The organism is Vibrio alfacsensis (genome assembly GCF_019670485.1).
Classification (GTDB): Bacteria; Pseudomonadota; Gammaproteobacteria; order Enterobacterales; family Vibrionaceae; genus Vibrio; species Vibrio alfacsensis.
On record NZ_AP024166.1, the window covers coordinates 734,118 to 746,967 of the forward strand.

The following is a 12,850-nucleotide window of genomic DNA, read 5'->3' on the forward strand; positions in this document are numbered from 1 at the left end:
TAGGGCGATTTATTATTCTGCTGACACAATATATTGTGGCGTATTTAACGAGAAGCACCATTTGAAAACATTGATCTTGATCAACAAAACATAGCTAGAGGATAAGAACAAATCGATCTTATTGCAGCTGATCTCAGATGAAAATAAAACTGTGAAAATTGCAAAATTGGAGGTGATTTCACTTGCTTTTTAGAGAGGTCTTGTAGGATAAAGGTTGCAAAGGATTTCACCTAAATTTGGGAGTGCAATGGACCAGTATGCGATCACTTTTTGTTACGGCAATATTATTATTTAGTTCTTTTTCGTTTGCTCAGGATTCAATCAAACTCACCAGTTGGAATATTGAGTGGCTATCCATAAATGGCGGAAAGGTATCTCGTACTCCGCAAGACTTTATAAAATTGAACCACTATGTGGATAAAACTGACATTGACGTTCTAGCATTTCAAGAAGTAGAAAGCCATGGGGCGATAAGCAAAGTCGTAGGAAGTGAATACACCATTTACTTATCAGACCGCGCTCAGCCCTCTCATCGTCATCTGCAGTTCAACGACACAAATCAATATACTGGTTTCGCGGTTCGTAAAGGAATAGATGTGGATGACAGACCCGATTTCTCAATCACCCAAGGTAATAGTAAATTACGCTTCGCTAGCTACATCGTATTAAATCCTAATAAAGATAACGAAACTCACCTACTCTCTGTACACCTAAAAGCAGGATGCAGCGGTGCGTATCGCAATAATCGTGACTGTAAGATAGTGAAACAACAAGGTCAGGTGCTGGCGAAGTGGATAAAAGCGCGCGAGGATAACAAACAACACTATGTGGTTCTCGGTGACTTTAACCATAACTTAGGTTATCGAGGGGATTGGCTATGGGAAGTGCTATCGAACAATACTGATGCAAGACTGGTGACCAAAAACACCAAAGCAGAATGTAAAGTGCGCTCTAACCGGAATCCGAATAAAACTCACCAATTCCGCTCGGTGATTGATCATATCATCGCAAGCGGCGATCTAAAAACGTCGCCTGGTATTCAGACTGTTTTCAAACCACAGGATGTGCTCGACTATAAACTGAGTGACCATTGCCCAGTATCAACGATACTTTCTTTTTAGCGAGCACGACTTTCTAACGCTGCAACACTTTCTTCGCAGTAAACGAACCAACTAACATCGCTGCGATAAATAGCAAGACCTGTGCGTTGCCAGTTAAAATGCTGGCAACTGCAGGACCAGGACACACGCCTAACAAGCCCCAACCAATACCAAACAACGCCGCACCACCAACTAATCTTTTATCGATGACTTTTGACGTTGGGCAAATGATCTCGTCACCAAACACTGATTTGCTTCTTGGTTTTATTAATAAAACATAAGCAGGAATGAAAACGGCGAGCGCTCCCCCCATGACAAATGCCAAACTTGGGTCCCATGCACCTGTGATATCAAGAAAGCCAATCACTTTTTCAGGATCCGCCATGCCAGAAATCACCATTCCGATGCCAAACAGCACACCAGAGAACATGACGATTGCGATTTGTTTTGCATTTTTCATTACGACACCACCAAAACTGTTAGCATGGCTGTCGCCATAAAAGTACATGTTGCGACCAAAGATCGGACAGAGAAACGCCCCATCCCACAAATACCATGACCACTTGTACAACCATTACCGATGCGCGTACCGACACCAACAAATAGACCCGCCAGTACGACCAGAAGCAACGAATCACTGTATTGTTCTGGAACATGGCCACGCATAACATAGAATGCGAAAAGTCCACCCAATGCCATGGCAAGCAAAAACACGATTCGCCAAATGCGATCAGTATTTTCTACCGCGCCATTTAAGATCCCGCTTATCCCTGCAGTCTTACCAGTGAATAGCATCAATATCACGGCTGATGCGCCAACCATTACGCCGCCAATGAGCGACATCCAAGGAACTTCGAACATAAGTACCCCCAAAATAAAAGTTTGAATTACTGTTTACAAAAAACGTGATTAAACGCTTCGATGAGCGGCCCCACTCTTTTATCAGAAATGGAATAAAACACTTGCTGAGAAACCTTACGTGCTTTGATGATGTCATGTTTTCTCAATACGGTGAGGTGTTGCGAAAAAGCCGACTGACTTAATGATGACCCTTCGAACAGTTCACCCACCCCTTTTTCGCCCTCTATCAACTTGCACATCACAATTAATCGTTCTGGATGAGCCATAATTTTAAGTAGCTCACTCGCTTCAGTCGCGCTTTGTAGCATACTGTCGCCCATTCTTATGCCTCTTCTTCAATACGTTAACTTTTATTAGATATTACTAATTAACATTATTAAGTCAACCCTAATATAGATAAAATAAAATTAGACAATGCTAATATTATTAAGTAAGGTGTAAGCGTTTTCGATCATTCAGTAGGAGAAATCCATGAGCAAAATCGTGATTATTGGTGGTGTTGCTGGCGGTGCATCTGCAGCAGCTCGCGCTCGTCGTCTCAGTGAAGACGCACAAATTATTATGTTTGAACGAGGTCCTTTTGTTTCTTTTGCCAACTGTGGCTTGCCTTATCACATTGGTGGCGATATTCAAGAACGCAGCAAACTGCTACTTCAAACCCCAGAAAGCTTTTTAGCGCGTTTTAATGTCGACGTTCGTGTCATGAACGAAGTCGTTTCTATTAACCGTCAGGACAAAACTGTCACGGTAAAAAACCTAATTGACGGCTCTGAATACCAAGAAAGCTACGATTTTCTTCTATTGAGTCCTGGCGCTGGGCCTGTTGTACCACCTATTCCGGGCATTGATAACCCGCTTACCCATTCTCTGCGTAACATTCCAGATATGGATCGCATCATCAAAACGATGGAGACAAACAAGGTTGAACATGCAACGGTTGTTGGTGGCGGTTTTATTGGCTTAGAAATGATGGAAGCATTCCACCAGCTAGGAGTGAAAACCACATTAATAGAAATGGCCGATCAAGTAATGACACCTGTCGATCGTGAAATGGCAGGCTTTGCACATGCAGAGATCCGCGAGAAAGGCATCGATTTACGTTTAGGTGTCGCCCTCTCTTCTGTTGAATACGTTGCCAATCAATCTATCGCCAACACAGAAGCAGGTGAAAATGATGAACATCAACACTTTCAAGGTAAGCTAACTCTGTCACTCAATAATGGCGATGTGTTGGACACCGATATTCTGATCATGGCGATTGGTGTTCGTCCTGAGACAAAACTTGCGCAAGAAGCAGGGCTTCAAATTGGTGCTCTGGGTGGTATTTATACCAATGAATACATGCAAACTAGCGATCCTTCAATTTATGCCGTTGGGGATGCCGTTGAGGAAAAAGACTTTATTACGGGCGAACAAACACTTGTTCCATTAGCAGGCCCTGCTAACCGTCAAGGTCGCATGGCGGCAGACAACATGCTAGGTCGTCAAGAAACTTACCGAGGTACGCAAGGTACTGCTATCTGTAAGATCTTTGATTTGGCAGTCGCTTCTACAGGCAAGAACGAGAAGCAGCTTAAACGTGACAACATCACTTATGAAAAAGTGTATGTTCATGCGGCGAGCCATGCAAGTTACTACCCTGGCTCTGAAACCGTGTCGTTCAAAATGTTGTTTGATCCAAAAACCGGTCAGATTTTAGGTGCGCAAGCGGTAGGTAAAGATGGTGTCGACAAACGCATTGACGTAATGGCAGTAGCTCAGCGTGCAGGTATGACGGTTGAACAGCTTCAACACCTTGAATTGACTTATGCACCACCGTATGGCTCTGCAAAAGACGTCATTAACCAAGCAGCTTTCGTTGCCAACAACATCATCAAAGGCGATGCTACAGCGATCCATTTTGATGAAATTGATAACTTGTCAGAAGATCAGGTGTTGCTTGATGTACGCAATCCTGGTGAATTGGAGTCTGTTGGGTTTATTGAAGGCGCGATTAACATTCCTGTAGACCAACTCCGTCAACGTATGGATGAACTGCCTAAAGACAAAGAGATCGTGATTTACTGTCAGGTGGGTTTACGCGGAAACGTTGCATACCGTCAATTAGTGAATTCAGGCTTTAAAGCTCGTAACCTGCTTGGTGGTTACCGTACTTACAAGTTCGCAAAAGCCTAATCTCTGATTCTTAATCGAAAAAGGGGCACATTACGTCCCCCTTTTTATATATTAGATTCAATCCATTGATGATCTTGGCTGACTTTCAAAGTACTCATGCTGTTGAGTTTAAATCCACCAAGTCGCCGCTTTCCTCAATAGACCAGTGTTATCTTTTTTGTGGCAAAAATAGCCAGAAACACAAATACTGTTTATATATACAGCAATTAATAAGGCAGCGAAAAACAATAATCAACTAGATGAATATTCTTGCGCGTAAGCCCATCACCCAAGTACTGCTTTTATTGGAGAATGCAGGGTCTTTGATGTACTGAATATCCGGAGTGATCTGAATATATTCATTCAACTGCATGTTGTAATAAAGTTCAGCCGTAAACTGTTCAGAGTCTCCAACGCCATAAGCTTGCTCTAGGTTGTCGTTTACATGACTCCAGTTCACTGCAAAGCCAAGATTGTTGGTTGGTTTACCCAAACCAAAGTAGCCAATCCCCATCGTTAACGAACGATCATAAAGTGCGACATCCCCCTCAGAGAAACCACCACGAACGAATGGCATCAATTGCTCTGTCGCAAAATAGCTTGCTGAGAAATTAATCCCTTGTCCGCTTTCTTGGTTGGTTAAGTTGTGTTGAGTTCCACCATCAAGGTGCCACGCAGTGATATGTACATTATCGGTATAGATCTGATCCTGTGATGCTGCCCAACCAAGTTCAAACGAAGTAAATAGCTTATGATCATTAAACAAAGTATCAAAACCATCAAATGGCTTATCAGAGCGTCCCTTACCATCGGCGACACCCGCAATCATGTAGATGTTGTCCGTTAGCATATGACCAACAGCCAATCCTAAAATTCCATCATCCGGCAAACCAATGGATCCACCACCCGTACTGAATGCCAAATTTGTAAAACCCGTCCAAGGACTTGCTAGTGCATAAGCATCAACATAATCCGAGGTATCTAAAAAACCAGCAATAAACGTTGTCTTACCACCGTTGAGACTCTGCTTCCAATACAAGTTAGTTAAACGCATCCCTTGATCACTGTACGCCGAACCGATCATGCCGGCATAACCTAAGCCATCACCAATAAAAGCAAATTCTTTTGGGGCTAACTCACTGTATGAATGACGATGTTCAACTTTCCAAACTAATCCGCCTACGTTGCCCGACTCTAAGCCAACCAAGTTCCAAGTACCGTAAAATCGAGCAACCCCAGAACTGGCTGAGTCATTGCCTCCTGTCACAGGATCTGTAGCTGATAAACCTAATGCTTGATAATCGAGGCCAAACGTAAGGTTATGCTCTTGTTCCAATGACTCGCGCCAGCTTTCTTTTTCATGTTTTGTCTCTGCCAAAGTATTACCAACCGTATTGGGACTACCAAAATTGGCAGCATACAGAGACGATGAAGTGACAATGGAAAGTGCAAGTAAACTGAGCCTAGGGATTGATGCGTTCATTAAAGGGCCTCATTAAGTTGATAGATAACAATCTTAACGATTCACGAAGCTGATAATTGCCATTAAACGACAATTGTACATTTCGATCATTTTAACTGTCATGAATTGATTAAGCGGTTTATTGATAAGCTCGAATAGAATCGGCATCCATTTGGTATACCGTCTCAACATCCATAGCTCCGTCTACGTAGGTAACGTCGGCTTTCACTTTTTCAATTTCTAGTTCGCCTTTTACCCAAACAGGCTCATAAAGAGACGTGAGCTTCAAACCTTTCGGGTAACTGACTAACACGATTTGATTGGCAGGTGGCGGTGGCGTGTGGACACAAGCTCCAGAGGTAGGAACAAGAAAGAATTTTGTGACAACGTCATCATTAAATTCTACGGGCGTAATAAAGCCTGGAATTTCATAACTGTCGGCGGTGAGATCAGTATTAGGTTGTGTCGCAATCTGTCGGCGATAATCGGTGATCTCTTGTCTCTTCGAAAACAACCAATCAACATCAACCCCTTCTTCATGAAGTTTCGATTCAATCTCTTTTTTCGTTTGAAGCTGTGATTCGTTCAACGCTTTGGATTGGCGATACTTAGCGAGTGTACCTAACTCAAATAGTTGCTCATCACTTAACGCAAGAAACGGATCTTCAATTGGTGTGATCGCTGGACGTAATTGTTCCCAGCTGATTTGCTCTGCAACGGCAATCGATGAGGCAGCGAATAATAAACCTGCTAATACATACTTCTTCATACTTTACCCAAATACTAAACAATGGAAATTTAAAAATTGGGGGACTTTTGCGCCCCCCATTATTTATTACAGGGTATTCTTATGAATCTTGCCGTCTTTCATAATGACTTTAAACTTGTCTTGGTAATCATTAAGAATAGAGATATCTTCCAGAGGGTTACCATCCACTAGCACAACATCGGCATAAGCGCCCGGCTCTACAACGCCTAGTTTACCGTATTTGTATGGATTCATACCGCCAGACCAACTTAATACCTCAGCCGCATTTGACGTACCCATTTTCATAATTTGATAAGGGGTAAAGCCTACTTTTTCCATCCAAACCATGTTATCTGCTTGGCGTGTATTGTACGCCGGACCAAACATATCTCCGCCAGTCACAACAAGTACATCATGCTTGCGAGCCCATTCAAACATCTGTTTAGCACCAGCATTAACTTTGGCCGCTTTGGATTTTTGATCAGGACTAAAGAACGTAATTTTTTCTGGTTCAGCAAATGCTTCTAAAGACATCACCGCTTGAGCAGAAAGCGCGACGCCCTCTTCTTTCATTCGTTTGATCGTATCTTCAGATACCAAGAAATTGTGCTCAATCACTTTAACGCCAGCATCAATTGCTCGGTTTACGGAGCGATCATGATAGGCATGGGCCATAACGTAAGTGCCATAATCTTCTGCCACACCAACAATGGCTTCCATCTCTTCTTTCGAGAACTGAGTCATGTGGATCGGATCAAATTCACTCGCGACACCACCACCAGCCATGATTTTAATTTGTGTGGCACCAGAGCGTAGATTTTGACGGGCCGCACGACGAGCCTCAGTAACACCATCAACGATGTAGCCAAAGCCATGACGCTCTAGATCATCAACACGTCCCGGGACATCATTAAAACTACCGGTATCAGCATGACCACCAGTTTGACTTAAAAATCCACCAGCAGGGAATAGTCGCGGTCCATCAATCAAACCATTGTTGACCGCTTTTGCCATTCCTAGAATGTTACACCCTGCATCTCGGGCAGTAGTAAAGCCTTGATCGAGATACTGCATCATCGATACGTGTGCGCGCGCACCCATTGCCATTTGATCATAACCATCACGGCCAACTAGCATCCCCTCTTGAATACACATATGAGAGTGCATATCGATCAGGCCAGGAATCATTGTCATTCCCTCTCCATTGATCGTTGTGGTTTGTTTATCAGCTTTAATCGGTTTTGATGAGATTTCTTTGATCAGGTTGTCAACAACAAGTACATTCTGATTTTTATGTATTTTGTCCTCAGTGCCATTGAACACATCGACATTTGTGAACAAGGTTGAAGCCGCATTCACATTAAAAGCAAGCGAACATGACAACGCAACGAGAGAGAGTTTCGCCTTTGAGATTTCCATTATCACACCTATCTTAATTTAGAGTCCATTCCCCATAACGACACTTGTTATGATGTAAGTACTATGGAGCAAACGTCTCAATGAAAATTTAAAAAATTACATATGAAACAAATTGTTCACATCAAAGATAGGTAAAGGTATAAGGTAGGTCAAACCAGTTTCGTATAAAATGCGACATAGGTTAAGCGCTTGGATTAATTGTAAAATAAATATAACCACCACAAGTTGTTTACTAAGATCGCTTATATCAAAGATTGGCGATACGCTTTTGGTGTGGTGTTCATCATACGTTTAAACGCACGAGTAAAATGAGCAGAATCAGAATAGCCCGTTTTCAGTGCAATATGTGTAATACTTAGATCGTTGTCTGCGAGCAGTTCTAAAGTCTGATTCAATACTAAACGCTCTATCACTTCGCGATATGTTGTCTTATCGTTCGCTAAACGACGTTGTATTGTCCGAGCATTCATATCTAGAAGTTCTGCTGCAAACTGTATTGAGACCTTACCCATCGATAGATATGGGGTTAGTGCTTTTGCCAATGCAGCACTAAATTGATTACAGCTCGTTTGATTGGGTTTAAAAATTTCTTTATGTGATAAAAATTGCTCTCGATTCGGTATAAAATTGATCGGCTTATCAAGCCTGTCGCTAGGCAATGAGATAGCGGTAACCGATCTACCTGTATAAAATTGTGCATGTTTAAATCCTGGTAACTGACGAAATGGCTCAGATTCAAGGTCTTGAACCCCCACTTCATTCAATTTACATTGGTGCCCAACCAGTTTTTTAATCAGCTCATTCATAAACATTGCGGAAAACATTTCTGCATAACGAAACCAATCTTTTTCTACATGTTCTTTTTCTCGAACGAGCCAAAATTTTCCACCATGTGATTCGATGGTTAATTTTACATTATCCGAAACACTATTGAGTAACTCAGCAACTTCTGTCAGTGCAGCTCGTAGCGATTGCGTTTGAGTAATTTGATTGGCAAAACGTGGAACATAGATATCGTGGCACAGTGTCCATGTCAGCAGAGAAAATTTATCTTGCGAGGCTTGCTCACCTAAGATCTGAAACACCGACTTTAATGCACTTTCTGGTACAAATGCATCCAAAGAGTGGTTAGATAAAATGTCCTGCGGCATTCTGGCAGATTCAAGCAGCAAGTGAAGGTCGCCATCTAGCTGTTTGAGCAAGGTCGCAAATAGTTTCACTTCTTCTGAATGCACTAAAGGAATGTCAGGATTTGCCATACGATCTATCATTTTCAAATTACCGATAATTTTTCAAGTTTAAGCATTAGTCTGTTGATTGTCATCAATAGCAATCTAAATGCCATTCCATATTGAGAGTAACCTCTCCTGCAGGCATTTGATATTCGTTAAGGTCTACTCGCGCACTGATCCGAATTTGCTTACTAGAGTCGAGTTGTTCTTGATTGATTTCAATGCCTTGTCGCCAATAATCGACATTACCGACAAATCGATCCGGTGTTTCTACTTTAAAATGAATTTTGTCATGACTGATCGTTTCCGCCCCCATCTCTACATTGATGTATGACAAACGAAAGACAAGGCGTTTATCTCGCTGATTAGCCAGTAACTTTAAAGATAGAGAATCATGCCCGTAACGATGCCCAAAGCTTATCTCGCCATGATCTTTAATAACTTCAATCCCGCACGATTCGTCTATTCGTTTATGAAAACGAACATTTGCAGATTCAGTATCAAAACTGACACTACTTATTGATAATATAAATAAAGTAAAAAGGTGTTTTTTCATAATAAATAAGCCCTAATTAAAGGGCCAAAATTAAACTAAGATTCACTAATCGCACTCAATGACCCAATTTGTAACCAAGGCATAGTCATCAGCATCCATATTGCTTTCATCGATATTAATTCTTGCAGATAGATCAACGAGATTATTACTTCTTATATCATCTCTAGAATAATCTATTCCATCTTCCCAATCACTCGCATTCATATTTGCTTGATGCACACCGCCTGATTGAAACCAAACATCCTCTTTTTTAATGTCATCTCCTATTTCATGGGGTTTTATAGGTTCAAGCTTTAACTTAATTGAACCATCCTCCTCATTATTAATAAGCTTCACCTGCGCTTTAGAATCATTATAGGCATCTCCAAATGCAAGATTAGCATTTGCTACCGTCACATCAATACCGCATTGTTCTTCAACCGTCGCGCTAAACGTGACATCTTCACTCGTTGCGTCTTCATGTCCTGGTGGTTGCGCGTGTACGCCTGCGGTTACGAATAAAGCCAGTAAGACAGCTTTAGATAACTTAGCGTTTTTGATATTCATAATTACTCCGAAAAAGTAGTTTGGGTTTGTTTCATTTGCATCAATCTCTGCTTCTCAGCTTCAATCTGCATCAGTTTTAATTCATGCTCTGCCTGTGCGAGCTCTTCCTGTCGCTTACGTTCTCTCAATTCAAACTCATAAAGACGAGTACAATCTACCCGGTCCTCACCACCAAACTGAAAAGTCAGTGCGGCGTATACTCCCGCCTCATCCTGGTTCTGTTCATAGTAATTGTCATAATAGTTATCGCTGTCTTCTTGGCCTGACGCCCCATAAGTACCAATCTGAAATGTTCTACCCGTTGATACCGCTTGTTCACACGTTGCCCCCTCTGAGGTTCGAATACGGTCTGTCCCTGAGGGATTCGATACACTAGGAATCGGATTTGCGTTAACAAAACTACTTATTAACAATATAAAACCAAGAACAGCGTTACGTAATAACGCTTGTAAGTTCATTATTTAATACCTTATTAAAGTAATATTTGAGCAGACCTCATAGCTATGTGGAGTGCCAGTAACCATACGCGTACAAATTTTCTTTTTCGTTGTTTCGCCGGGTGGAGTTTTGACACGAACATTAAGAGCGATTTCTTGTTCCGGTTCTAATGTGATTTTATTATCAAATCTTTTATCATCAATTCTCAAATAATAATCAGCTTTCTTGTGATATTTATTTTTTAAAACAAACTCAACATCTGACATATCAGTGTAAGATTTATAATCCCTTTTATTCCATATATGTAAATTTGCAGATGAACTGCTAGATATTAGCATCGTCAATATTATGGCTTTGCGTATCATTATTGTTACCTTTAGGAAATGTTTCACTTATATTATTGTGCTTACACGCCTAGTTCTTACCATTTTACGCCATAAAATAATTCCCATTGCTTTTCCTATAGCAAAAATCCACAACAAAAAAGCAGCCAACTGGCTGCTCTCTCAATGTATTGTTATAAATGATGATCTACGGCTGGCCGATAACCGCTAACTCTGATTCTGATTCTGATTCTGATTCTGAGTTAACCGAATGCTCACCAAACTCGCAACCATAATAGCCAAATAAAAACTGCCGACTATTGCCTCAAAGAATACAAAAAACTGAGCAACTGGCACCGTCGGTGATATGTCCCCGTACCCGACTGTCGTTAACGTTATAAAGCTGAAGTACAACGCATTAAACAGATTTGATAACCAAGGCTTTGCTTCTAACCCTGTAAATGAACTTGGGAAGAGCTCCAATACTAAGAGATAAATCACCGCCCACGCCAACCCCAACAATAAGTAGATACAGATAGAGCCAATAATGTGGTTCGTTGTTACCGATGTAGTCAGGACGACTTGCTTTAACGCAGAGTATATGTGGGAGAACAGAAATATGAGCAATGCACCCAATGTCAAAATGGATAAATCCAAATGCTCTAAAAAGGACATCCCATACGAAATCACGGTAACAATGAGCAATACACCATACCATGTACGATTGCCCTTGTGAGCGCGATTAACGCCAGCGATTGATGCGCCCAATGTCACAATAAGCAATGCAAGGACGGTTTCTTGCCCGTCCGGATAGAATTGATGCATCGCAGCACAGCCAAAGAACAGTGCTATCAAAGCAAAAAATAGAAAATAGAAATTATCTTGTCCCGTTACTGGTTTCACGATGCCTCCTCATCGATTATTTCCTCCTTGCGCTCGATACCATGATTTACATCACTAGTATCTTCATCCAACCAATTCACCATTAACTGATAAGTCAGGCTCAACACAACCGCACCGACGAACAGACCTACGATACCAGACATCGCCATACCACCAAGTGCCCCCAACAGTGTTACAAGCATCGGCGTATCTGAACCACGGCTTAAAAGTACAGGCTTAAGTACAGCGTCACTCGCGCTGACTAAAATACACCACACTAAAAATAGCCCTGCAACTAACGCAGATTCGACGCTGAATACATAGATAATGGCAGGAATTAGAGCCAAGATTGGCGGCAATTGAACAATGGCAACTAAAATCACGGCAACCATCCATAATGCCGCAGCGGGTACGCCAACAACGACCATGCCCACACCTGCCATGACCGATTGAATCAATGCAACGCCGATAACACCTTGTACAACACTGCGAACCGTTGATTTTGAGAGATTGACTAGCCTTTCACCTTTCTTGTTGGTAAGGCGGTCTGCCAATTTGGTAAAACCTTTTTGGCAAACGTCAGCGTTACTCATGAATGCTCCCGCAATCATGGTTGAAATGATAAATTGGACAAAACCACCACTGACAGATCCAACGATTGAGGCTGTTTGTGACAAGAAGCCTTTCACTTGCTCACCGTACTTAACGAGAAATCCTTCCATATTGGTCGAAGCATAGTTAACCGCAGCATATACCTGATCCCCAACAAATGGGATTTGTTTCAAATTGTCTTGTGGTTTAGGAACGACAAGCGTGCCGTCTTGAAGACCAGTCACCACTTCAGTTGCGCTCGTGTAAATCCCTGATGAGAGTGCAATAAGTGGGATCAAAAGTAGTAACACCCCTACCGTACTAATTAATGCGCTCGCCTTGCCTTTTGAAACGCCTAAACGTTTATGCAATGACATCGCGACAGGATAAAGAGCAATCGCAATAATTCCCCCCCAAACCACCAGCATAATGAAAGGGCTCAAGATCGAAAAACACCACCAGATCAGTAACGCTACGGCTCCGATCTTAATTGCAGCGTCTATCGCCTGTTTCGAGAAATCATTTGAAGCTTTCATAG

At 41.9% G+C, this 12,850-nt stretch carries 15 protein-coding genes; 2 read left to right on the forward strand and 13 right to left on the reverse strand.

The genetic code is table 11. The features are described from left to right. Positions 1 to 257 precede the first annotated feature (257 nt). Positions 258 to 1,121, forward strand: a complete 864-nt coding sequence (locus VA249_RS17705) for an endonuclease/exonuclease/phosphatase family protein (RefSeq protein WP_221072111.1) — start codon at positions 258 to 260, stop codon at positions 1,119 to 1,121. 13 nt (positions 1,122 to 1,134) lie between these two features. Here the strand turns inward: VA249_RS17705 and VA249_RS17710 are convergent, their stop codons facing one another. From VA249_RS17710 to VA249_RS17720, 3 genes are read right to left on the reverse strand one after another with little or no spacing between them, the layout of a single operon-like run. Then, positions 1,135 to 1,560, reverse strand: coding sequence for a YeeE/YedE family protein (locus tag VA249_RS17710; protein WP_164837299.1), 426 nt, complete (start codon positions 1,558 to 1,560; stop codon positions 1,135 to 1,137). Continuing rightward, on the reverse strand, positions 1,560 to 1,961 hold the full coding sequence (locus VA249_RS17715; RefSeq protein WP_221072113.1) for a YeeE/YedE family protein: 402 nt from the start codon (positions 1,959 to 1,961) through the stop codon (positions 1,560 to 1,562). Before VA249_RS17715 ends, VA249_RS17710 begins: the two co-directional genes overlap by 1 nt. Positions 1,962 to 1,987: 26 nt before the next feature. Next, on the reverse strand, positions 1,988 to 2,281 hold the full coding sequence (locus VA249_RS17720; protein WP_211917202.1) for an ArsR/SmtB family transcription factor: 294 nt from the start codon (positions 2,279 to 2,281) through the stop codon (positions 1,988 to 1,990). A 151-nt stretch (positions 2,282 to 2,432) separates the two neighbouring features. Here VA249_RS17720 and VA249_RS17725 point away from each other — a divergent pair, with 151 nt between their 5' ends. After that, positions 2,433 to 4,136, forward strand: a complete 1,704-nt coding sequence (locus tag VA249_RS17725) for an FAD-dependent oxidoreductase (protein ID WP_221072122.1) — start codon at positions 2,433 to 2,435, stop codon at positions 4,134 to 4,136. Between the two features lie 235 nt (positions 4,137 to 4,371). Here VA249_RS17725 and VA249_RS17730 read toward each other — a convergent pair whose 3' ends face one another. The 10 genes from VA249_RS17730 to VA249_RS17775 all read right to left on the reverse strand — a co-directional run bounded on the left by VA249_RS17730 (position 4,372) and on the right by VA249_RS17775 (position 12,848). Then, positions 4,372 to 5,598, reverse strand: a complete 1,227-nt coding sequence (locus tag VA249_RS17730; RefSeq protein ID WP_221072123.1) for a carbohydrate porin — start codon at positions 5,596 to 5,598, stop codon at positions 4,372 to 4,374. 118 nt (positions 5,599 to 5,716) lie between these two features. Continuing rightward, positions 5,717 to 6,346: a DUF3299 domain-containing protein gene (locus VA249_RS17735; protein WP_221072125.1), complete on the reverse strand. Its 630-nt coding sequence runs from the start codon at positions 6,344 to 6,346 to the stop codon at positions 5,717 to 5,719. A 66-nt stretch (positions 6,347 to 6,412) separates the two neighbouring features. Continuing rightward, positions 6,413 to 7,744 (reverse strand): metal-dependent hydrolase family protein, encoded by a 1,332-nt coding sequence (locus VA249_RS17740; RefSeq protein ID WP_221072126.1) that lies wholly within the window; start codon positions 7,742 to 7,744, stop codon positions 6,413 to 6,415. A 242-nt stretch (positions 7,745 to 7,986) separates the two neighbouring features. Further along, positions 7,987 to 9,003 carry a helix-turn-helix transcriptional regulator gene (locus VA249_RS17745; RefSeq protein WP_221072128.1) on the reverse strand — a complete coding sequence of 339 codons (1,017 nt, stop codon included), beginning with the start codon at positions 9,001 to 9,003 and terminating at the stop codon, positions 7,987 to 7,989. A gap of 64 nt (positions 9,004 to 9,067) precedes the next feature. Then, positions 9,068 to 9,532: a hypothetical protein gene (locus tag VA249_RS17750; protein WP_221072130.1), complete on the reverse strand. Its 465-nt coding sequence runs from the start codon at positions 9,530 to 9,532 to the stop codon at positions 9,068 to 9,070. A gap of 45 nt (positions 9,533 to 9,577) precedes the next feature. Then, positions 9,578 to 10,078, reverse strand: a complete 501-nt coding sequence (locus tag VA249_RS17755; protein WP_225927152.1) for a hypothetical protein — start codon at positions 10,076 to 10,078, stop codon at positions 9,578 to 9,580. A 2-nt stretch (positions 10,079 to 10,080) separates the two neighbouring features. Continuing rightward, complete coding sequence (locus VA249_RS17760; protein WP_221072132.1) at positions 10,081 to 10,536, reverse strand: hypothetical protein; 456 nt, start codon at positions 10,534 to 10,536, stop codon at positions 10,081 to 10,083. A gap of 3 nt (positions 10,537 to 10,539) precedes the next feature. Beyond that, positions 10,540 to 10,881, reverse strand: a complete 342-nt coding sequence (locus VA249_RS17765; RefSeq protein ID WP_221072134.1) for a hypothetical protein — start codon at positions 10,879 to 10,881, stop codon at positions 10,540 to 10,542. Between the two features lie 186 nt (positions 10,882 to 11,067). Continuing rightward, positions 11,068 to 11,742, reverse strand: a complete 675-nt coding sequence (locus VA249_RS17770; protein WP_221072136.1) for a potassium channel family protein — start codon at positions 11,740 to 11,742, stop codon at positions 11,068 to 11,070. Next, the gene (locus VA249_RS17775) at positions 11,739 to 12,848 is read right to left on the reverse strand and encodes an AI-2E family transporter (protein ID WP_221072138.1); all 1,110 of its coding nucleotides are present in this window, start codon (positions 12,846 to 12,848) and stop codon (positions 11,739 to 11,741) included. Before VA249_RS17775 ends, VA249_RS17770 begins: the two co-directional genes overlap by 4 nt. Positions 12,849 to 12,850: the final 2 nt, after the last annotated feature.

Bases quoted from the DNA above. Each gene is read 5' to 3' on its own strand.
- VA249_RS17705 (WP_221072111.1), top strand. From the start codon at position 258: ATGCGATCACTTTTTGTTACGGCAATATTATTATTTAGTTCTTTTTCG.
- VA249_RS17710 (WP_164837299.1), bottom strand. From the start codon at position 1,560: ATGAAAAATGCAAAACAAATCGCAATCGTCATGTTCTCTGGTGTGCTG.
- VA249_RS17715 (WP_221072113.1), bottom strand. From the start codon at position 1,961: ATGTTCGAAGTTCCTTGGATGTCGCTCATTGGCGGCGTAATGGTTGGC.
- VA249_RS17720 (WP_211917202.1), bottom strand. From the start codon at position 2,281: ATGGGCGACAGTATGCTACAAAGCGCGACTGAAGCGAGTGAGCTACTT.
- VA249_RS17725 (WP_221072122.1), top strand. From the start codon at position 2,433: ATGAGCAAAATCGTGATTATTGGTGGTGTTGCTGGCGGTGCATCTGCA.
- VA249_RS17730 (WP_221072123.1), bottom strand. From the start codon at position 5,598: ATGAACGCATCAATCCCTAGGCTCAGTTTACTTGCACTTTCCATTGTC.
- VA249_RS17735 (WP_221072125.1), bottom strand. From the start codon at position 6,346: ATGAAGAAGTATGTATTAGCAGGTTTATTATTCGCTGCCTCATCGATT.
- VA249_RS17740 (WP_221072126.1), bottom strand. From the start codon at position 7,744: ATGGAAATCTCAAAGGCGAAACTCTCTCTCGTTGCGTTGTCATGTTCG.
- VA249_RS17745 (WP_221072128.1), bottom strand. From the start codon at position 9,003: ATGGCAAATCCTGACATTCCTTTAGTGCATTCAGAAGAAGTGAAACTA.
- VA249_RS17750 (WP_221072130.1), bottom strand. From the start codon at position 9,532: ATGAAAAAACACCTTTTTACTTTATTTATATTATCAATAAGTAGTGTC.
- VA249_RS17755 (WP_225927152.1), bottom strand. From the start codon at position 10,078: ATGAATATCAAAAACGCTAAGTTATCTAAAGCTGTCTTACTGGCTTTA.
- VA249_RS17760 (WP_221072132.1), bottom strand. From the start codon at position 10,536: ATGAACTTACAAGCGTTATTACGTAACGCTGTTCTTGGTTTTATATTG.
- VA249_RS17765 (WP_221072134.1), bottom strand. From the start codon at position 10,881: ATGATACGCAAAGCCATAATATTGACGATGCTAATATCTAGCAGTTCA.
- VA249_RS17775 (WP_221072138.1), bottom strand. From the start codon at position 12,848: ATGAAAGCTTCAAATGATTTCTCGAAACAGGCGATAGACGCTGCAATT.